At 62.8% G+C, this 21600-nt stretch carries 11 protein-coding genes; 4 read left to right on the forward strand and 7 right to left on the reverse strand.

The features are described 5' to 3' along the window. Nucleotides 1-52 precede the first annotated feature (52 nt). Entirely contained in the window at nt 53-2278 is a 2226-nt protein-coding gene (locus K288_RS0112220; protein ID WP_027579810.1) for a patatin-like phospholipase family protein, read from the reverse strand. Nucleotides 2279-2295: 17 nt separating this feature from the next. Continuing rightward, the gene (locus tag K288_RS53605) at nt 2296-2466 is read right to left on the reverse strand and encodes a hypothetical protein (protein ID WP_160168965.1); all 171 of its coding nucleotides are present in this window, start codon (nt 2464-2466) and stop codon (nt 2296-2298) included. Between the two features lie 411 nt (nt 2467-2877). Between K288_RS53605 and K288_RS0112235 the strand changes: the two genes are divergently transcribed. Next, complete coding sequence (locus tag K288_RS0112235) at nt 2878-3105, forward strand: hypothetical protein (RefSeq protein ID WP_027579812.1); 228 nt, start codon at nt 2878-2880, stop codon at nt 3103-3105. A gap of 120 nt (nt 3106-3225) precedes the next feature. Here K288_RS0112235 and K288_RS45330 read toward each other — a convergent pair whose 3' ends face one another. The 3 genes from K288_RS45330 to K288_RS0112250 form a co-directional block, all read right to left on the reverse strand. After that, nucleotides 3226-4260 (reverse strand): LLM class flavin-dependent oxidoreductase, encoded by a 1035-nt coding sequence (locus tag K288_RS45330; protein ID WP_051334495.1) that lies wholly within the window; start codon nt 4258-4260, stop codon nt 3226-3228. A 191-nt stretch (nt 4261-4451) separates the two neighbouring features. Beyond that, the gene (locus tag K288_RS0112245) at nt 4452-4640 is read right to left on the reverse strand and encodes a hypothetical protein (protein WP_027579813.1); all 189 of its coding nucleotides are present in this window, start codon (nt 4638-4640) and stop codon (nt 4452-4454) included. A 125-nt stretch (nt 4641-4765) separates the two neighbouring features. Continuing rightward, nucleotides 4766-11239, reverse strand: a complete 6474-nt coding sequence (locus K288_RS0112250) for a non-ribosomal peptide synthetase (protein ID WP_027579814.1) — start codon at nt 11237-11239, stop codon at nt 4766-4768. A gap of 143 nt (nt 11240-11382) precedes the next feature. Here K288_RS0112250 and K288_RS0112255 point away from each other — a divergent pair, with 143 nt between their 5' ends. Both K288_RS0112255 and K288_RS0112260 read left to right on the forward strand, forming a co-directional pair. Further along, a complete protein-coding gene (locus K288_RS0112255; protein ID WP_027579815.1) occupies nt 11383-14877 on the forward strand; it encodes an AAA family ATPase in 3495 nt (1164 codons plus the stop codon). Continuing rightward, nucleotides 14874-15677 (forward strand): methyltransferase domain-containing protein, encoded by an 804-nt coding sequence (locus K288_RS0112260; RefSeq protein WP_027579816.1) that lies wholly within the window; start codon nt 14874-14876, stop codon nt 15675-15677. The genes K288_RS0112255 and K288_RS0112260 overlap by 4 nt, the downstream gene beginning before the upstream one ends. 35 nt (nt 15678-15712) lie before the next feature. On the opposite strand, the gene K288_RS0112265 is transcribed toward K288_RS0112260, so the two are convergent. Next, nucleotides 15713-16324, reverse strand: coding sequence for a Spy/CpxP family protein refolding chaperone (locus tag K288_RS0112265; protein ID WP_027579817.1), 612 nt, complete (start codon nt 16322-16324; stop codon nt 15713-15715). Nucleotides 16325-16511: 187 nt separating this feature from the next. On the opposite strand from K288_RS0112265, the gene K288_RS0112270 reads away from it, so the two are divergent. Beyond that, a complete protein-coding gene (locus tag K288_RS0112270) occupies nt 16512-18029 on the forward strand; it encodes a DASS family sodium-coupled anion symporter (protein WP_027579818.1) in 1518 nt (505 codons plus the stop codon). A 21-nt stretch (nt 18030-18050) separates the two neighbouring features. Here the strand turns inward: K288_RS0112270 and K288_RS0112275 are convergent, their stop codons facing one another. Continuing rightward, nucleotides 18051-21566 carry an autotransporter domain-containing protein gene (locus tag K288_RS0112275; RefSeq protein WP_027579819.1) on the reverse strand — a complete coding sequence of 1172 codons (3516 nt, stop codon included), beginning with the start codon at nt 21564-21566 and terminating at the stop codon, nt 18051-18053. Nucleotides 21567-21600: the final 34 nt, after the last annotated feature.

Consider the following 21600-nt stretch of genomic DNA (forward strand, 5'->3'; position numbering starts at 1 on the left):
CAACAAGCATTCCTCGTTGAGGGAGCAGTTTGCTGTTGGTACGCGTCCGTGCTTATCCCGAAGCAACTACTGAGCCCGAGCGCTCCTGTTCCGGCGTGACGCTTTGGGATTGATCCGCCGACGCAACCACATCAAGATCTTCGATCGCCTTGAACGCCTCGTGAAATCCAAGCGCTCGATAGACCTCGAATTGCTCTTCCGAAAAGAACTGGTCGGAGGTGGGCTCATGGGGAAAAATGGGATAGCGGCGCTTGTAATTGAGAATGTAGTCGTTCTCGTCGCCGGTTAGCGACGTCTTGATATAGAGAAGCCGCCCCTCGGCTCCGCCGGGATAAAAAATCCGGCCCCATGCAGCGTGCGGACCCGAGTGGCGAGCCGGATCGGTCCCGTTCACAACAGCAGCCGCCATCTCGGCCGAGGTGGCCAGCGCACGCTCCCTGATCGATTGCCATGGCAGTTCGATGCGAATGCCGAGATCGATGCGCGCATAACGTTGCAGAACCACAAAGTCGAAGAACGTCATTTCGGGATCGTCATTGCAGTCCACCGCGATAATGGTGCCGCAACGTCGTCGCAACAGCTCATAGATGCCTAATGCTTCGATATGAGCGCCATCCGTGAGATAGATTTGTCGGCTGGTCTCATCGAGCAATCCGAACATCTCCTGGAACAGATAGAACGGTTTCGAGGCCGGGGCAGCACGACGGTCTTCGGCTTGGATCAATGCCGGGTTTCGTATCCAATATCCAAGGCGGATGTTCAGCAGCGCAAGCGTCGGTGTGAGCAGACGGACGGTTTTTGAACCCATGCTGGGCGAATATGCCGCGGCCGAGATAGCCATAGCTGCTCCAAAATCCAGATCTGGCTCCGCGATCTGCGCCTTGGTCGTTTCAGCATATCCGGTCGCCTCGCTCCCGATGTAAAGGGGACTTAGAACAAAGAATTCTGCATTTCGTCCGCGCTTGTTGACGTAGCGCGAGCCCTGGATGTTCAGCGCGACGTTGACAATCGGATAGGGTGCATAGGTGTTGGCGAGGCTGGAAAGTTCAATCCGTTTAGCGATCTTGACTTCGTCGTCATCGCTCGGAAGCGAATCGCCCTGCGCCGCATTCCGCGAATTCTTCGGCCCAAAGAGGAAGGCGCTGCTCAACCGGTCGCGGTAGAGCCTGTGCAGTGAATTCGCATTCGGCGTCAGAAAGCTTGTGATGGTCACAAAGAAAAGACCCGCTGCAAGATACAGCAGCGCGAACGTGTGGCCGCTCGGAGGGCCGAAGAGTGAAGCGCTGACAAGCAGCCATTGCGGCGTCTGTGGAAATGGGCTCGAACCCGGCACCTCGATTCCCCAATAACACAGGTAGAGATATATCGCCCAGAGCAGAAGCGGAACCGACAACGCCGCGATCAAAAGCGCGATTTGAGCGCTGATCTTGACGATCCACACCGACCATCGTCGTTCTGTCTCCTTGGTGTTCGATGGATCAGCGTTCGACAGGGCACCGAGTTGACGGGACAGAAATGCCGCTACCGCACCCAACGGCGAAAAGATCGCCGTCGACCATTTCATCCAGTGGACAATGACGATGCCGATTCCATCGTCCTGTACCAGTCGCGCAAGCTTGAAAAGTCCGGCAATACACGGTGGCTGGAACTCGGCGAAGGCGGCCAAGAGCGTGGCAATGACAAGCAGGCGACCAATTCGTGGGAACGGTCCGACGAATTCGCGACCGCCATCGCCGTCGCGACGTTCCTTGACCGATCTCGCCATCGCCCAGCAAAAGAAGAAGACGACCCCGATGAGAAGCATCAGCGTTGTCAAGCCGGCGCCGGGAATCAATCCCAAATCCGATAGCGATATGCCGAACAGAACTGGATTCGAGAGATCGGCATAGCGGGGATTGCAAAAGACCGTAAAGGCGGCCGCCAACAACAGGGGGCCGACGACCAACGAAAGCGAGGTGACCAAACCTCTCATAACGACCACCAGAGAAGCAAAGAGGTCACCGACGCCTTTCGGAATCAAATAGGAGGCGTTGTCGCGGATATGCGCGATCGCGGGGCTATCCCTCAGATTGTTGCGATTCCGCATGACGAAGGGAAATTCACCCTGCCCGAGATAAAGGTTCGCGGCCAGTGAGGATGCGATATAGCCGCCGCCGGAAACCGACGAGATATAGTCGAGATTGTCGAACTTGCCGCCGACTTCAAGCGCCTGCAAAACTCCCAGCGAAAATGCAGCGGATCTGATGCCGCCGCCCGACAGTGCAAGGCCGGTCGTCAACGGCAGAACTCCATCGGCTAGTCTTCCAGACGCGGCCTGGTCATGCCACCAACCGACTCCTTGACTGTGTCACGCTTGAGCGCACGACGACGCGCATTCAACTGTTCCAGTTCGTCCCGATAGACGTCCTCAAAAGTGAATGTTCGTCCCTTTTTTGGTTCAGTCGGCAACTCGTCGCGCAATGGCATGCTCGTGCGTTCCAAAACGACCAGAAGCGGCTCTCGGACCATACCGAAGTGGATCGCTCAATCTTCGCACAGCTGACCAATTCCAGGTGTCGGCTTCAGCGTGACGAGCTCGATTGGCATCGAGACCTTCTCCGATTGAATGTCCTGTTCGCGGATCACAGCGTGATGTCGGAACGAGAAAGATTGACTACAGATGAAACCCCAAAATTCGATCGAGAGGCTTATTGGTCCCGTTCAATCGAAAGACCTATCGCGAAGGACGACGTCGGCTCGATAAGCGAGAATGTATCGTCCCGGACTATTCACAGCCTGCAGCATCGGGGTTCCTCTGTTGGCGCGGGAACCGAACGGAACACCAGGCGGCCATCGACGTTTCCGAATGAGTACGCCGAACCATTCGGGAGGTACATCATGACGGACACCAGAGACATCCAACATGGCGTCAACGATCCCGTCAGCGGCGTCGACGTGAAGCGCAAGTTCAATGACAATCAAAGCCCGCATGAACGGGCGCAGACTGCGGCCGACGTCCGCGCCGCCCCCTCACCCGCGCCGGACGAGCCGTTCCTGCCCGAAGCGCTGCGGCGACCGCCGACCGATCCGCTCAATCCGCGCACAGGCCGCCGACCGACCAAGTAGGCGGCAATCAATGCGCCATCAGAGCGTTTTCGAGCGAAGTGGGACACCGGTTCGCGTGAAAGAAAGCGCGTCAAAACAGGGATCCAGAGCTTCGGTTCTGATCCCTTTAGAACCGAAGCTCTAGAACACGCCGCTGCAGGCGAGTGCCTTGCGGACGTGCTCGAGTTCCTGTTCGTCCGCGACCACGTCGAGGATGATATTGCCGACGCCCAGCTCGGCGAAGCTGCGCAGCTTCGCGCCGATCTCGGCATAGCTGCCGACAAGGTAGGGGCAATCCGCCTGGAAGGTCAGGAATGGAAGCAGCCAATAGCCGTTATCGTGGATCGCCCCGTCCTGCTCATCGTCGCCAAGCCGCCGCTTCCAGACGGAATCCGTGTTCTCCGTGGTCAGCTTGAACAATTCGCGATTGTCGTCGCTGTCCTGAAATCGAAGCTTTGCGGCCCGCCTCGCCTCCTCGCGACCCTTCCTGGCAAAGATCCCGAAATTCAAACCGGGAGCCTTTATTCCCTGTTCGAGGTCGGGCGGGAGCATCTGCATCATCAGGCATTGCATCTCCGCCGCCACGCGGCGGGCATCATCCGATTGGCCGGCGATCAGGAATTCCGGCATCAATTCCGCCGGCAACCGCGGCCAGATTTGCAGATTGTTCGTGGTGTAGAACCTGCCTCGGAAACTAAGGGGCCGCGTGCTCGTGAACAATTGGCGCACCACAGCGATGAACTCGCCGAGCCTGGCATATCGCTCGGCGTGGGACTGCTCGTCGCCCAAGCCGTGCAGATCGCTCAGCGCAGTCCCGGTGATCATGTTCAGGTAGACTTTCCGTCCGTAGAGCAGCGCAAATGAAGAGATCAGTTTCGCCGCCGTGAACGGATGCAGGTAGACCGGATTGACCGCGATCAGCGGCGCGCAACGTTGCGTGTGCGCGAGGATATGCTGGGCCATCGACCACGGCTCGATGAACACATCATTGCCGGCAAACAGCAGGATTCCTTCGAAGCCGTTGCGGTCGGCGAAATGCGCGATCCGCATCAGCTCGCCGGCGTAGTTTGCAGGATCGCGGTTGCGCGAAACGGCGGGAAATACACGAAGCCTGGTTTTCGTCGCCGATGGCTCCGATGGTTCACCCGATCGGGTTCTGCGCTTGCTCGCGGTCATGCCGGGGAAGCGATTGGCTCAAGTGGTAAAGCGCGGTGACCCATCTCGGCTCACCGCGCCCCACGGCAACAAGCAACCCGCCGGCGTGCGCCGCCGGAAGCGCACGCTGCGAGTTCTACATCGGCGTTTCGAACAGATATCCCGGCGAGATACGCGTCCGAGCCGCGCATGGCTTGGAGACCTTGCCAGGTCTACCTGGACTTTTTCTTCTTTTTCTTCTTGGCTTTGGCTTTGGCCGCCTTGCCCAACTTCGCCAAGCCTTTCTCGGTCAAGGCCAATGCCTTTTCGAGCTCAGCCCGCTCGCGCTTGAGCAGATCCTTCAGGTCCTTCTTTTCCTCGGGCGTCAGCTTATCGAAATCAAGATACGGAACAAATCCCATAGTAAATACCCCGGGTTTCCCGCGACCCCTTGTCAGGCGCGAGAACAATGTTGCTCGCGAAGCGGAAAATAATCAAGGTAGTTTTCTCAGTCGTTGCAGCCTGAAGTAATCGACGCCCGCGCGTCTCATGCGGCGCGGCGACGGAGCAAACGTTGCAGCGGTGCATTGGGCTGCGCTGCAGCACGCGTGAGGATCACAACAAGATCTTCCATCCATTGCGGAATCACGTGGTGCCCGAACAGCTCGCGCTTGTAGCTGCACGAACCGGTGATGCCGGTCGGCCGCTCCTTCAGCATCAGCGAGAGCCAGGTCTGATTGACCGGCAGCACGGGCTGCCCTTCGCGGTAGGCGCTTCCGAGCGCGCGTATCTTCACGTCCGGTAACTTCAGCGGCTGGCGCAACGGATTCTGCAAGGTGAAGTAAACCTGGATCAGGGAGGCCGGATCGATGCCCGCTTCCGCGAGCCGCGCGGCGAGGATGCTGAAGGGCAATTCCTGTCTGGCATGGGCTTCGAGAACGCTGTCGCGCACGCGGGCGAAAGCCTGCCGGAACGAAAGTCCCGGGTCGATGCGGGTGCGGATGATTGCGGTGTTCTCGAACGGTCCGATCACACGCTCGGTCTCGGGCCGTGAGCGATTGGCCATCGCGGTGGCAACGCAAATGTCATCGCGGCTGGTTTTCATCGCCAGCAGGGTCTTCAGACCGGTCAACAACGCCATGAACAGCGTGCCGCTCTCCCGGCTCGCGAAGGCGGTCAGCGCTGCGACCAGATCGCCCGACAAGCGCACCGGCTGATGATCGCTCGGTGGGGCCGGCGCGACGTCGGCAGCATTGCGAAAGACCGGCGCAACGCCGCGCAAATTCTCTTTCCAATAGCCGGCCTGCCGCGCCGCCGTATCCGTGCCACACCATCCGCGCTGCCGGCGCGCCGCATCGGAGAACGGCAAGGCCGGTTCCAGCGCCGGTGCCGATCGTCGATCCACGAGCGCCGCATAGCGCTGCGAGATCTCGTCAAAGAGGATTCCGATCGACCAGCCGTCGGCGATGGCGTGGTGGATTGTGAGCAGCAGCGCATGGTCGTCCGGTCCCAGTCGCAACAGGTGCGCCCGCCATAGCGGCGCGCGCGTCAGGTCAAACGACGTCCGGGCTTCCTGCTCGGCGCGGAGCTTGGCCTTCCTCAATTGCAGTTGGCTGGCGCGCTTGTCGCTCGACGGCCCGCGAGCGGTCAGATCTTCGACGGTCAATGGCGCGGCACGCTTGCCGGGAGGCGTGATCACGACCGCGGGTTCGTCGCCATCCCAGCCAAACGCGGTGCGCAGCGACTCGTGGCGACGCATGACCTCACCAAGGCTCTTCTTCAGTGCGGCAAGATCGAGCGGCCCCTGCAGCCGCAGCGCAAAGGGCAGGTTGAACAGGGGGAGCCCCGAGAGTTCGCGCTCGACGCCGAGCATCTGGACTTGCGCGATCGACGGCAGGCGCGGACCGATGTCAGCAACATCCGCAATAACAGGCAGAATATGCTGCGGTTTCGTTGCCAAGGCATCGTCGATGCGCCGCGCAAGTTCTTCCACCGTCGGCGCTTCGAAGATCGTCTTGATCGGCAACGACACGCCGAAGGCCCGCGCAACGCGCGCCATCACCTGACCCGCCAACAATGAATGGCCGCCAAGGTCGAAGAAATTGTCGGCGACGCCGATGCTGGGGACTTTCAGCAGCTCGATCCAGATATCGGTCAGCGCTTTTTCGGTGCCGCGCCGCGCCGGCGCCGTCACGCCGGCGCTCTTCGGTTCGGAATGGTACGCTCCCCTCAGCGCGACACGGTCGACCTTGCCGTGGCTGTTCAGCGGAATGCGTTCGAGGAACAGGAAGGCCGCGGGCACCATGTAGCCCGGCAGCCTGCCCTTGAGGAAATCGCGCAGCGCACCGGCATCCGGGCGGCTGTCCGGGGCCGCAACGATGTGCGCGACCAGCCGGGTCTCGCCACCGGCTTCACCGCGCGGCTCGACGATGGCGGCGCGGATATCCGGATGATCGAGCAGAACATGCTCGATTTCCTTCAGCTCGATCCGATAGCCGCGGATCTTCACCTGATCGTCGATGCGACCGAGGCACTCGATCGTGCCGTCGGCGCGGCGCCGGGCGAGATCGCCGGTCCGATACAAACGTGCGTCCGCATCTTGCGAAAACGGATCGCGGAGGAAACGCGCATTTGTCTGGCCGGGATCATTGATGTAGCCGCGTCCGACCCCGGCGCCGCCGACGCAGAGCTCACCCACGATCCCGGCCGGCACCAGCTGCAGATGCGGATCGAGGACATAGAGGCGTGCATTGGGTAGCGGGCGGCCGATCGGAACGCTGGTCGCGAGCGCCGGCGGCTTGGTAAGGCGATGGAGCGCGACGTCATCGGAGCACTCCGACGCGCCGTAGGCGTCCACCAGGGGCACCTCGGGAAACCGCCCGAACCAGGCGCGGCAGAGATCGACGGCGAGCGGCTCGCCGGTCGAGATCAGAAGGCGCAGGCGGGAGAAGACGCGCATCGCCGGCGCTTCATCGGCTTGTTCAAGGATAGCCCGCAGCAGCGACGGCACGATCTGCAGGACCGTCACGCCCGCCCGCTCGATCTCTTGCGCCAGCAGTTCGGGATCGCGCACGATCTCGTCGGCGCAAATGTGAACGCACGCGCCAGCCACGGGACCGGCGAGAAACTGCCAGACCGAGATCACAAAACTCTGCGGCGCGGTCTGCGCGATGACATCTGCGGACGACAGGCCAAGCTCGGAGATCAGGGACGCGAGATGATTGGACAATCCCCGCTGCTCGATCATCACGCCCTTCGGCGTCCCCGAGGAGCCCGAGGTGTAGATAACATAGGCGAGACTCGACGGCGGGCGTCGCGCCGGCTTTGCCGGATGGGCGGCCGCGCTGCCCAGGCCTTCAAGGTGGATGATCGGCATGCGCAGCGGAATGGGCGAGCGGGAAAGCACGTCCTGCAGCGACGAGGAGCAGCTTGCTCCGACCAAGAGCAAAGCCGCGCCGCTGGATGCCAGAATCTCGGCCAGCCGCGCGGCGGGCTGGGCCGGGTCCAGGCAGAGGAAAGCCGCCCCGACGCGCTGGACCGCGAGGATCGCAGCCAGCAAATCCGGGCTTCGCTCGGCGAATAGTGCCACCACCGTCTCGTCGCCGATTCCCTCGTGCGCGAGCCGCGTAGCGATCGCCGCGCTGCGATCGGCAAGCTCACGGTAGCTGAGACGCACCTCACCTGCGGAGACTGCGATCGCCTCCGGCGCACGCGCGACCTGCTGGTCAAACCGTTCGCAGAGATCGAAGGCACTGAAATCGGTTTCGCCCCCACCGCAATCCGCCAGCGCCTGACGCCGCTCCACCGGCGACAGCAGCGGGAACCGCGAAATCCGCTCCCCGGGATCGGCAATGATTGCTTTCAGGAGCCGATCGAAATGCATCGCCATTCCCGCAATGGTCGAAGCATCGAACAGATCGGTGCTGTATTCGAAGAAGCCTGAAAAACGGCCGTCGGTCTCGACCAGCTCGAGCGTGATGTCGAAGCGCGAAATCTGCGGATCGATCTCGAGGCGCTGGGTCGACAATCCCGGAAACGTCGCCGCCTCGATCGAAGCGCTCTGCAGGATGAACATCACCGGAAACAGCGGATTGCCGTCGCGGCTGCGCGACACCTGCAGCGCCCGCAGCACCTCCTCGATCGGCAGATCCTGGTTGCGATAAGCATCGAGCGTGACCTGCCGCACCCGCCGCAGCAGTTCGCCGAAGGTCGGATCGCCGGCGCAGTCGGTGCGCATGATCACGGTATTGGCGAACAGCCCGATCAGCCGTTCGGTCTGGATCTGGTTGCGATTCGCGATCAGCGAGCCGATCGCGACATCCTCGTGCCCGGTGTAGCGATGGAGCAGGCATTGAAACGCCGCGAGCAGCGTCATGAACGGCGTGACGCCTTTCGCCTGGCTCAGCGATCTCAACGGCGCCGACAGGCCTTGCGGCAGTTCGATGTAATGCCGGGCGCCGCGACCGCTCCAGATCTGTGGGCGTGGGCGATCGGTCCGCAGCGGCAGCGTGGTGACGCCGTCGAGCTGCCTGCGCCAATAGCTCAACTGCTCCTTCGCCGCCGGCGTCGCCGCCCAATCCTGCTGCCATGCAGCAAAATCGCGATACTGGAAAGCAAGCGGAGATAGAGCGGCCGCGCGTCTCTCCCGGCTCGCTGCATAATGCGCTTGAAGCTCCTGCCAAAACAACCGCTGGGACCAGCCATCGGTGACGAGGTGATGGATGTTGATCAGCAGCGCATGATCGGTCGCGCTGAAGTGCAACAGCCTGGCTTTCAGTGGAGGTTCATGTTCGAGATCGAATTGGTAGTGCGCCAGTTTCAGTGTTTCGCGCCGGATCGCCGCTTGGCGCTCACCCTTTGCGTATCCCTTCAGGTCCACATGTTCGACCCGTGGCCCTGCAGCCTCCACGCGTTGCACCGGCTCGCCCAGCCATTCGGAGAAGGTCGAACGCAAGACCTCATGCCGCTCACAAAGCACTGCGATGCTCGCCTCGAACGCGGCGAGGTCGAGCCTGCCAGACAGGCGCGCCACTTCGACGACATTGTAATTGTATTTAGTCCGATCCAGCCGCGTGAGGACGTACATCCGCTGCTGCTGGAAAGAGAGCGTCGCGCGGCCTGACTCCGCCACGGTCTTGCGCCAGTGCGGCAGCGCGACGTCGCGTCCCGCCGCGCGCGATTGCAGCCGCCCGGCAAGCTCAGCGACCGTCGGCGCGTCGAAAATGTCCTTGAACGACAGATCGGTGCCGAATTGTTCACGCAGGCGCGACAGCATTTGCGTCACCGCAAGCGAATCCGCGCCCAGCGCGAAGACGTCCTGATCGACGCCGACCTGCTCCACTTCCAAAAGCCTCGCCCAGATCTCGGCCAATTGCCGCTCCAACTCGGAGCGAGGCAAACGCTTGTGTTCGCTGTCCTCGCTCGCCGGTCCGGCCGACACCAGTTCGACAAGCGCGCTTCGCTGGAGCTTGCCGCTCGCCCCTTTCGGCAACGCCTGAACCATGCGGATCAGGCTCGGCACCTTGTAGGCGGCGAGCCGTTGCCGCGCGAACTGCCGAAGCTGATGCGCCGTCGCGCCGGACCGCGGCCGCAGCACAATCGCTGCGCCGACGGTCTCGCCGAGCTTCTGGTGCGGAATTCCGAAGACGCCGGCCTCGCGCACATCGGGATGGCTCAGCAACGCCTCTTCCACTTCCAGCGGCGAGATCTTCTGCCCGCCGCGGTTGATGACGTCCTTGATGCGGCCGACGATGAAGAGATAGCCGTCGGCGTCGAGATAGCCGAGGTCGCCGGTCCTGAACCAGCCATCCCGGAAGGCAGATCTGGTCGCCTCGGGATCGTTGTAATAGCCCCGGCAGATGGTCGGGCCACGCAGCACGATCTCGCCGCGCTCGCCGGCCGGCAGCCGGCGGCCTTCATTGTCCATGATCGCGATCTCGGGACCGGCGGGCAGGCCGACCGAACCCGGCTTGCGCCGGTGACGAGGGTTGGCGGCGATCTGGGATGCGCCTTCCGTCATGCCGTAGATCTCGATCACGGGCACGCCGAACCGCGCTTCCAGTCCCTGCAGGATGGCGGGGGGGAGTGACGCCGATGCCGAGCGGATCATGCGCAGCGAAGACCCCCGCGTCATCTCTGTGTCATGCTCTGAAGCCGACAGCAGCGCGCGGTGGATGGTCGGCACCGCAGTATACCAGGTCGGCTTCAAGTCCTTCAGGCAGGTGAAGAAGGACACGGGGTCGAAGCCCGCGGTGCAGATCACGCTCGATCCGGCCGCGAGCGCGGTGAGCAGGCCCGATATCAGGGCATGCGCATGAAACAGCGGCAGCATGTTGAGCAGGCGATCCTGCGGACCGAGCCCGAAGACGACCGCGGCATTGTAGGCCGAAAGACACACGCTCGCATGGGTCAGCGGTACCATTTTAGGGCGGGAGGCCGTGCCCGAGGTCAGCAGGATAAAGGCATCATCCTCTCCGCGCGCGGCCCCGCCCACAATGGCAGGCCCAACCGACGAGCCTGCCAATTCGAAGGCGCCAAGACCCTGGCCGGCCCGGGGCGACAGATCGATCACAGCAACCCCCAACGCGTGCGCGGCGGCCCGGCTTGCGGGGCCCGTTTCCGCCGACGTGACGAGGGCGGCAAGCTCCAGTTCGCTGAAATAGCGCTGCAATTCATCCCCGGTCAGGTCCGGATTGACCGGGATGCAGACGGCTGCCGTTGCTACCGCAATCAGGGCCAGTGCGTTATCGACGCCCCGCGGCAATACGAGCGCCACGCGATCGCCCTGGGCGATGCCGAACCCACGCAATTGACGGACAGTATCACTGGTGCGCGTGGCAAGCTCGGCATAGGTCACCGCGCCGCGCCCGGGAGCAAGCACCGCGGGCCGATCGGGCGCGTCGCGGGAATAGAAATCAAGGATTTCGCCGATGCACGAAAAGGCATGAATGCACGAAAGGGCCTGGCCTCCGGTGCTGCTGCCGGCCGATCCCTGCGACGGTGTGGCTGCGGTGTCCGACAAGCTCGTGCCTTTTTGCTCGAGTTGCGCTATTGTTCTCGAACTTCGCAAATCCGTCCAGACCAAGGTCGGGCAAAAGTCCCCAAAATGTACGTAACCGGACGGAGACACGTCCTTTCTGCTGAGATGCAGCCCGACGAATAATGATGCCGGAGAATAAGCCGAGTTCTGAAACGACAGATGGCTTGAAGCACTGGCTTGAGGAGATAGGCCTCGGCCAATACGGCGATCTTTTCATCCAGCACCGCATCGGCCTCGATGTCATCCCCGATCTGACCGAAGAGGATCTGGCGAAGCTTGGCCTGCCGATGGGCGATCGCAGGCGCCTGCAGCGTGCGATCGGTTCGCTCGTCCCGATCGCACGGGCGAACAATCCGGTGGCGGGTCGCAGCGTCCTGCCGAGAACGGGGAATGCCGCCGAGCGGCGTCAGCTCACCGCCATGTTCTGCGACATGGTGGGCTCCACCTCGCTTTCCGAGCAGTTCGATCCCGAGGACGTGCGCGACATCATCTCCCGCTTCAGGGAGACCTGCGTCCGGATCGTGAAGCATTATGACGGTTTCGCCGCGCGCTATATCGGCGACGCCATCCTGATCTATTTCGGCTATCCGCATGCGCATGAGGACGACGCCGAGCGTGCCGTGCGCGCCGGGCTTGAGATCGTGGAGGCGCTGTCATTGGCGCAAGCCGGCGAGCAGCGAGGGACGTCCGGCTACAGGCCCGCGGTTCGTATCGGAATTGCGACCGGCCTTGCCGTCGTTGGAGACCTGATCGGACAGGGCACCGAGGAGCGCGACTCCGCCATCGGCGAAACGCTGAACCTCGCCGCCCGGCTGCAGCCACTGGCCCCCGTCAATGGGGTGGTCATCGCATCCTCGACGCAATCCCTGTTGAGGGGAAAGTTCGATTACCAGAACCTCGGCATTCACGCGCTCAAGGGGATATCCGAAAAAGTCCAGGCCTGGCGCGTGGTCCGGCGCGCGCGCACGGAAACGCGCTTCGCCGCGGCGATGGGCGCAAGATTGACGCCGCTCGTCAACCGGCAGGAAGAAATCGCCCTGCTCATGCGACGCTGGCAACAGGCCAAGCAGGGTCATGGCCAGGTCGTGCTGCTGTCGGGCGAGCCTGGAATCGGCAAGTCGCGTATCTTCCAGGAGATTCACGAGCGCGTCGCCGGCGAGCATCACGGGCAGTTGTCGTTCCAGTGTTCTCCCTATTACACCGGCACTGCGTTCTATCCGTTTATCGAGCAATTCAAATTCGCGATCGGACTGGACCGCGAAGGCTCCTCGGTGCTGGCGCTTTCAAGCCTCGAGGCGGCCGTGACCGCCGCAAAGGGCAATGTGCAGCAGGTCGTGCCGATCTTTGCGGCATTGTTGTCAATCTCGACCGGCGATCGCCATGCGCTGCCGGAGCTTTCGCCGCAGCAGCACAAGGATGTGACGGTCGCCGCGCTGGTGAACCATCTGGTCGGGCTTGCGCGCGACCGGCCATTGATGATCGCGCTGGAAGACGCCCACTGGATCGATCCTACCTCGCGGGAAGTGCTCGATCTGTTGGTGGCGCGGGCTCAGAACGCGGCCATCCTCGTGATCGTCACCTGCCGCCCGGAATTCAAGCCCAGCTGGAATGCGCATCGTCACATCACGGCATTGACGCTCAACCGGCTCAGCCGGCAACTGCGGACGACATTGGTCGAGCGGGTCGCAGGCCGGCGGGAGCTGCCGAGGGAAGTCGTCGAGGAGATCATCGTCAGAACCGACGGCGTGCCGCTGTTCCTGGAAGAGCTGACCAAGGCCGTCATCGAATCCGACCTGCTCACAGAGCGGCATGGCCGCTACGTCTTCACCGGACCATGGCGCCAACTCTCGATCCCGGCCACCCTCACCGACTCGCTGATGGCGCGCCTCGATCGCATGGGGCCGTTCAAGAAGATCGCCCAGATTGGGGCCACGATCGGCCGGGAATTCTCCTACGAGATCCTTCGCGCGGTCGCCGAAGCGCCGGCGGAGCAGATCGAGGCGGCGCTTGATCATCTCGAGCAAGCGGGGCTGATCGTTCGCCGCGGTCATCCACCGGATGCGATCTATGCTTTCAGGCACGTGATGATCCAGGACGCGGCGCATTCGAGCCTCCTGCACAGCGAAAGACGAAGGCTGCATTCGCGGATCGCGGAGGTGATCGCGGAGATCTATCCGGAACGCACCGAGCGCGAACCCGAGCTTTTCGCCTATCACCTGACCGAATCCGGCCAGGCCGAACCGGCCGTTGGTTTCTGGCTGAAAGCGGGCAAGCAGGCCGCAAAAGCGGGCGCCAATCTGGAAGCGATCAGCCATCTCCGGCGTGGCCTCGGCGTCACCCAAAGCCATCCCAAGATGATGCGACGCGATGAAATGGAGCTGGAGCTTCGCACCGCTTTGGGCAACGCCTTGATCGCCGCCAAGGGCTACGCCGCGCAGGAGGTCGAGGAAAACTACGCTCAGGCGCTCGAGCTCGGCCGCCAGCTCGACGATGAGGCAAATGTGTTCGCGGCGACCCGCGGGCTTTGGGTGTACCATTTCATCCGCGCCGATCTGAAGCGCGCCCATGATCTCAGCGTCGAGCTCCTGCAGTTCGCAAAGCGGGTACGCCCGAACGCAGCCGCGCAATCGATGCAGCAGCAGGCCGGATATCTGATCGAGGCCCACAGGTCGATCGCCATGACCATGCTCTATCGCGGGCGATTTGCGGCTTCGCACTATCATCTGCAGCGCTGCATCGGGCTCTACACGCCCGAACTGCACGGTGAACTGACCGAACGGCACGGTATCGATCCCGGCGTCGTCTCGCTGTCTTACCTCGGATATCTTCAGTGGTTTCTCGGCCGTCCGGATGCGGCGCGCCAGCACAGCGAGGATGCGATCGTCAACGCGGAACAGCTGCGTCATCCGTTCACGCTCGCCTTCGCCCTCGAGTTCGGCGCCTATCTTTGCCAGCACCTGCGCGACGTCGAAGGGACGATGAATTATGCCGACCGCGCCATGGTGGTCTCGTCGGATCATGGCTTCCAGCATTGGAAGCAGCAGGCAGGCATCCTGCGCGCATGGGCGATGGCCGAACTCGGCGAGATCGACGAAGGGCTGAAGCAGATGCGGGTGGGACTGGAGGGCTATGAAGCCATGGACGCCTGGCTGGCGAGCTGCTGGTTCAGGAGCCTGCTCGCGACTGCCTATGCGAAAGCCGGCCAGCTGGAAGCGGCGCTGCGGACGCTGGACGGCGCCCTGGCGGTTGCGAGGCGCACCGGCGACCATTTCTTCCTCGCCGAGGTCTATCGCCTGCAGGGTGAAACGACCTTTGCCCAAGGCGGGTTAGCTGTGGCCGACGACGTCGAGGAGCTGTTCCGCCGTTCGATCGAGCTGGCCCGCCAGCAGAGCGCGCTTGCGTGGGAATTGCGATCGGTCGTCAGCCTGGCGCGCCTTTGGCGCGATGCCGGCAAGCGCGAGCAGGCCGTCGAACTGCTTGTGCCGGTCACGGCGCAGTTCGCCGAAGGCTTCCGCACGCCGGACCTGAAGGAGGCGTGGAATTTGATGGAGGAACTCGGCGCGAACCCATCAAGGCAGCATCCGTGGGCCGACCAGACGGGGTTTCACCGGGCGGGATGAGTGATCTGGCGGCCGCAAGACGACGCTACGCGAAAGCGATCGGGCAACGCGAACAGATTTCGTCGGCGCGGGTGCTGCGGGCTTTCGCCACTGTACCGCGCGAGCACTTTGCCGGCGATGGCCCCTGGCGCATCCGTCGCGAGGCCGGACGCGGCTACAGCTCCACCGCGGATGCGGATCCCGTTCACCTCTATGACGACGTGCTGGTGGCAATCGATGAACGGCGCAAGCTCGACACCGGGCTTCCGAGCCTGTGGGCGCATTTCTTCGATGCGCTCGACGTCAAGGAAAAAGAGCGCGTCGTCCAGATCGGCTGCGGGCTTGGGTATTATTCGGCGATCCTGTCCAGGATCGTCGGCGCGCAAGGCACGGTGCTTGCCATCGACTGTAACAAGGCGCTGGCCGGCCGTGCCGCCGCCAATCTCCGCCGATACAAGAATATCGAGGTAATCCACGGCGACGGCTGCAACGACGTGGGCGGCGCGGCCGATGTGATCATCGTCCATGCCGGCTTCAATCATCCGCATCCGCTGTGGATCGAATCGCTGCGCCGCAACGGCCGCCTGCTGGTCGCGCTGACCAAGCGCGGCCGGGCCGGCATCGTCATCAAGATCACCCGCCTCGCCCGCTGCTATCAGGCCGAAGCCGTCAGGGGCATCAGGATCATCCCCGGCAAGGGCCGAGGCAGAACCCCGCTCGACGAACGTGTGACGGACTGGTGGGAACGCGCCGTCGCCCTCGCACCGCTGCGGTTTCAAAGCATCGAGCAAGGGCTGCCGTCAGATCGCAAGCCGCGATGAGCCTGGAATTGGCCTGCGTGCAGCAGTGAAGACTGTCACCTCTCGCACTGCATGCTCGGCCGGCCACCTCGCATGGCTGACATCATCGGCATCATGCCTGTGTGGGGCGTGAGAAGTTCGTCGGCAGCCTTTTGCTGCTCGTCCGAGAACGTACCGACGAGATTGACCAACGCCGACCTGATCGCCCGCGTGCCTTCGAGCCGCGCCGAAAGCCACTTCTCCTGTTGCGTGAGACGGTCGACCAAGCCCAGCTGCGTCGAGTCCTGCATCATCGCGGCACGCAGCTCGCCCAGGGCCTTCGCGTTCGCACGCAACGCTTCGGCGAATGCGTTCCAAGCGGCAGTTTGCGCATCGGTGATCTTGAGTTCGGCACGCAGGAAGGCGATCCGTCCTTCAACGTGATCGATGGGCTCGATGCCACCTATTCCGTCTCCGGATCGTCGCATCATGTCCATCATGGGCATATTGCCGCCCATCATTCCGCCATGCCTCATGCCGCGCCGTCCATCCGGCGAAGCGGCCGGCTTGGCCGCAGGCGCTTCCTTCTCATCGGAATGATGAGCCTGATGATCGCCCGACGATTGCGCGAGTGCGACAGAATTGAGGCCGAGAAGCAGCAGAGCTGCAGCAAGCGTCATATGTCGCATGAACCTCTCCTCTCGTTGACGTTTGGTTTGGAAGATACTCTTCCCGATCAGATATCGGGTTGACCCAGGTCAAGGATTGCATCGCATGCGATTGCCGTTCGGCGGCTTGGCGAGAAGACCTGTTTCTTGATTTTCCTCAAAGCAGCGCAGCAATCATCACGCAAAGTGCTGACGAGAGGAGCACGCCATGTCGACTGCAGGTTCATCGGTATCCGCCGGCGCACGCGCTGGTGATCCCGCTCAACGGTCTTGGCTCCGCTCCAATTGGGGGCTTCTGCTCGCCATTGCCGTGCTGGTCATTGTGCTCGTGTTACCGACACCACAGGGATTGTCAGTGTCGGGTCATCGCATGTTGGCCGTGCTCGCCTTCGCCGTGATCGTCTGGATGACGGAGACGCTCGACTACGCGGTGTCCGGAGTGGTCATCGCCGCGCTGATGGCCTTTCTGCTCGGCACGGCACCGAGCCCCACCAATCCAGCCGTGGCAATGGGCACCAGCGCAGGTCTGGGCCTTGCTTTCAGCGGCTTCGCCAACACCGCATTGGCACTGGTGGCGTCCGCGCTCTTTATCGCCGCCGCCATGACAGCCACGAAGCTCGACAGACGCATCGCCCTCTTCATTCTCTCCCGCGTCGGCACCGAAACCCGCAACGTCGTGATTGGTTCGATTCTTGTCGGTTTCATCATGTCGTTTCTGGTGCCTTCGACGACAGCGCGAGTCGCGTGCATCGTGCCTATCATGCTCGGTATCATCGCCGCGTTCGGCGTCAACAGGAAAGGCGCTTTTGCCGGCATGCTGATGATCACCGCGACGCAGACGGCCAGCATCTGGAACGTCGGCATCAAGACCGCGGCGGCGCAGAACATGGTCGCAGTAGGCTTCATCGAGAAGACGCTGAACCAGACCATCACCTGGGTTGAATGGTTCGTCGCGGCGGCGCCGTTCGGGATCATCATGTCGATCGTGCTCTATTTCGTGATGACGCGCATGATGCCGCCGGAAGTCAAGGAAGTGCCCGGCGGTCGCGACGCAATCCGCAAGTCGCTCGCCGAATTGGGCGCAATGAAAGCATCCGAGAAGAAGCTGCTTGCGATTTCGCTGACATTGCTCGGGTTCTGGGCGACCGAGGGCGTGCTGCACCGCTTCGATACGTCATCGACCACCATCGCAGCGGTTGCATTGCTGTTCATGCCAGGCATCGGAATCATGACGTGGAAGGAGGCGCAGCCGAGGATTCCGTGGGGCACCGTCGTGCTGTTCGGCGTCGGCATCAGCCTTGGTACCGCGCTGCTGCAGACCGGCGGCGCCGTCTGGCTAGCCAATCTGGTCGTAACCAAGTTTGGACTTCAGAACGCCAGCCCTCTGTTCATCCTCGGCGTGATGAGCCTGTTCTTGACAGTGATCCATCTCGGCTTCGCCAGCGCGACTGCTCTCGCTTCGGCGATGATCCCGATCGTCATTGCCGTGCTTCAGCACGTGGCGACACCCGGGATCAATATGGTCGGCATGACCATGTTGCTGCAGTTCGTCGTAAGCTTCGGCTTCATTCTCGTGGTGAACGCTCCGCAGAACATGGTCGCCTATGGGACCGAGACCTTCGACGCCAAGGACTTCGTTCGCACCGGCCTTGTGCTGACCATCATCGCGCTTGCGCTGGTGATGTTGCTCGGTACCACCTATTGGCATTGGCTCGGATACGTCTGAGCGGCAACGGCGGGGCGCCGCTCAGAAGCGCCAGCTCATGTTACCCTTGACCGAGTGATCATTCACTCTGTCGGAGAGCTGCCCCACATACGACACGCCGATCGTCACGCTCGGATTGATGTTCAGATCGACGCCGCTTTCGACCAGCGCGGCATCGCGCGCCAGAGGCACGCCGGAAATGCTAAAGGCGCTACCCAAACTCTGGAACGCGAGTGCCGCGCCCGGCGTCACATCGCCAAAAGCATGTTGCCACGCAAACGAAGCGCGCGGCGTCAGCATCATGCCGTTCTCGAGCTGGACGCCGGTGGCGATGCGTGCTCCGAGGGTGGAATAGCCGATATCGTCGCGGGCCGTCGATCCAATGAGCGCGGCAAGGCCTCCGCGCTCGTTGAAGCCATCCGTATCCAGATGCACCCACGCCAGACCGGCGAACGGCTCGGCGGCGATATTGCCAAAGCGAATGCTGTGGCCGACCTCGCCGAACACCTGGGCGGTAGTGGCGTTGTAACGTGCCGTTGCCTGGTCGGCGAAGCCAGGAAACAGGATAGCTCGGCTGGTGTCGATCGTGCTCCAGCTTGCGGCCACGCCCGAACGCAGATTCCAGGGACCGTATGCGGCGCCGGCATAGGCCGCCAGATGCGCCGTGTCGACATTGGCGGCACTTGCCTGCGCATTCACCCGCACGTTCGAATTGGTATAGCCGCCGGCGATGCCGGCACGCCAGTTGGCGCCGAAGCTGCTGTCGACGCCGGAGAAGAAGCCGCCGAGGTTGCGGCTTACGTCGGCAGCATTGCCGTCGCTGCCTATCTTGCCCCAGGCGCCGACGCCCTGCGCCCACCAGGCAACATCGGTGCCGCGCGGCGTTGCCGGAACCAGCGGACTTTTCGTGGGAAAGGCCGGTCTTCGTGTATCGGCATAGGCAAGTGCAGCATCGGTATTGCCAACGGTGAAATCGGCATGCGCCACCAGCGGCCCGCCAGCCGTGAGGGCAGCGAACGGTCCCAGTTGGTCAGCAAAGGATGCCTGGCGCAGGCGCCCGAGCACCGCCTGGCGCAAGTAGCGGCTGTCATCGAGCATGGTGGTCTGCACGCTGCCGTGTATCTCGCCGGAGAGCGCATCGAAGGCCTGCCTGGCTCCCGCAACCGAGGGCTGGATGAGCAACGCCTGGAAGAGAGGGCTGCTCGCAGGCAGCGCGCCAGCCGCCTCGGCAACACTGGCCTGGTTCGGCGTGATGGCGGCGCTGGCGAAGCTGCGGACCTGCTCGAGCGTCAACAGCACGGACGTCGGTGTGTAGCTCAGGATCGGACTAAGGAACGCAAAATCGGTCGCAGTCGACACAGCGGAGAAGCCGCCGCTCACGCCACCTTGCGCGGTCAGGATCGTGTAGGCGAGATCGGGCGTGAAAGCGCCGAGCGCCTGCACAGTCCCGCCTGTCAGGCTCGCGTGTCCAGCGGCTGCGATCAAATCGGCCTGGCCCGTGGGACTGAACTCCGCAAGATAGGTGGAGCCGGGTGCGAAGCTCACATTGCCGGCGACATTCATCGTGCCGATCGAATGCCCCGGCGCTACAACGCTGCCGCTTGCCGCGTTCAGGCCGCCGATCGTGCCGTTGCCAAGCAACATGCCGCCCGCACCGACCGACACCGGCGAGATCAGCGAGCCGTCTACGCTCAGAATGCCGGCATTGACGTTCGTCGGCCCCGTGTACGTGCTCGAACCCGTCAACGAGAACGTACCCGACCCGCTCTTGACGAGCCCGCCCGGCCCGCTGATGGCGCCGGAGAACACCGTGCTCGAGTTATCGTTGCCGGCCGTGAGCGCTGCCGAGCCCAGCGCGACTTGACCTGCGCCCGCGAGCGATCCGATGGTCTGGTTGAAACTGTTGAGGTCGAGCGTGGCCCCGCCTGCGACCGTATAGGCGCTGTTCGGGGAGAACACATTCGTAGCGCCCGCTTGCAGCGTGCCGGCGTTGACAAGGGTGGCTCCCCCATAGGATCCGGGGCCCGCCAGCGTCAGCGATCCCGCGCCAGCCTTGGTGAGGCTGCTCGCGCCGCCGATCGTCCCCGAGAAGGTGGAATTGAAACCATTGGTATCGATTGTGCCGCCATTTCCGTTCAACATCACACTGCGCGCCGTCGTAAGGCCCGCGCCGAGTTGGAGCGTGCCGCCATCGAAGCTCAGTCCACCCGTCGCCGCGCCGAGATTGTTGTCCGCGGTCGCTTGCAACGTGCCGCCGTTCAGGAACGTTCCGCCTGCGTAGGTGTTGCTGCCGGTGAGCGCCAGCGTTCCATCTCCGATCTTGGCTAGGCTGCCGGGCCCCGACAACACGCCGCTCCATGTTGCACCCAGTCCATTGGTGTCGATCGTTGCAACACCTCCGGTCAAAGTCGCGTTCACGCTTGTCACGAGCGGGGCCTCGATCACCCTGATCGTGCCGCTGCCGATATTGAACTGATAGTTCGGGGTGTTGTTGTTGTAGGAAGGCAGCAGGCTGTTGCCGCCGATCTCCAGCGCGCCGCCGTTGAGGTTGTACACGCCCGTGCTGGTGTTGAGGCCGGAGAGATGGAGCGTCGAGCCATTGTGGACGCGCAGGATGCCGCCGCTCTGATTGATGGTTCCCTGCGCTTGCGGCTCGGTCGCAACCGCGTTGCCGTAGCCGAGGATGAGACGACTGTTGACGCCGGACAGATCAATGACGCCGCCGCTGAGGTTGATCGTGCCGCTGCTTCCCGGCCGGCCCGTGCCGGTGTTGCGCCCGAGAGTGTTGATGCCGCCGTCGAGATAAAGTTCGCCGCCGTTGATGTTGTATGTGCCGACACCACCCTGATTGCCGATGTTCATCGACGCGCAGCGACTGACGTCGCCGCAGGTGGGGGTTACCCTGACCGTACCGCCCGTCTGATTAACCGTACCCTGTCCACCGAAGTCGCCGACTTGCAGGCTGGTGCCGAAGGTGATGGCGCCTCCCGAAACGTTCAGCGCGCCGACATTGGGCGTGCTTCCAGTCACGCCCTCGCCCACCGCGAGATAGGTGACAGTCGTGGTTCCACTGGTCTGCGCCAGCGCACCCTGGAAGACATAGCTTTCACCGAGTGTGAGCGTGGCGCTATCGATGGTCAGCGTGCCGGAGCCGACCTTGGCGAAGATTCCATAAGGGGGAGGATCGTACCCTTGCTTGGTCATGTCGATCGTCCCGGAGAAAGCGCTATTGGTGTTGTTGCCTCCAACCGCGAGAGCTTGAGTCCCGAGCGTCACGATGCCGCCGCCACCGATGGAACCCACGACCTGGCTGGCACTGGAAAGCGACAGGCTAGCGCCTGATGCAACCGTCAAGTCCGTGCCGGCCGCGAACGACTGCGCCGAAGACAATGCCAGATTGCCTGCCACGATATTGATCGCAGTGGCGCCCGCGCTGATCGCGGCATCGAGTTCGCCCTGTGTGCTGACGTCGACGGCTCGCGCGTCGGACGCATACAGCATCAGCGCTGACGTCGTGGACAGTGCCACCCAGTGTCGCAGATGCCTGACCAGAGGCATCTCTCGTCGTGATGAAGCAAGCATTCGAATCCCC

The organism is Bradyrhizobium sp. Ai1a-2, assembly GCF_000426245.1.
In the GTDB taxonomy this organism is placed as follows: domain Bacteria; phylum Pseudomonadota; class Alphaproteobacteria; order Rhizobiales; family Xanthobacteraceae; genus Bradyrhizobium.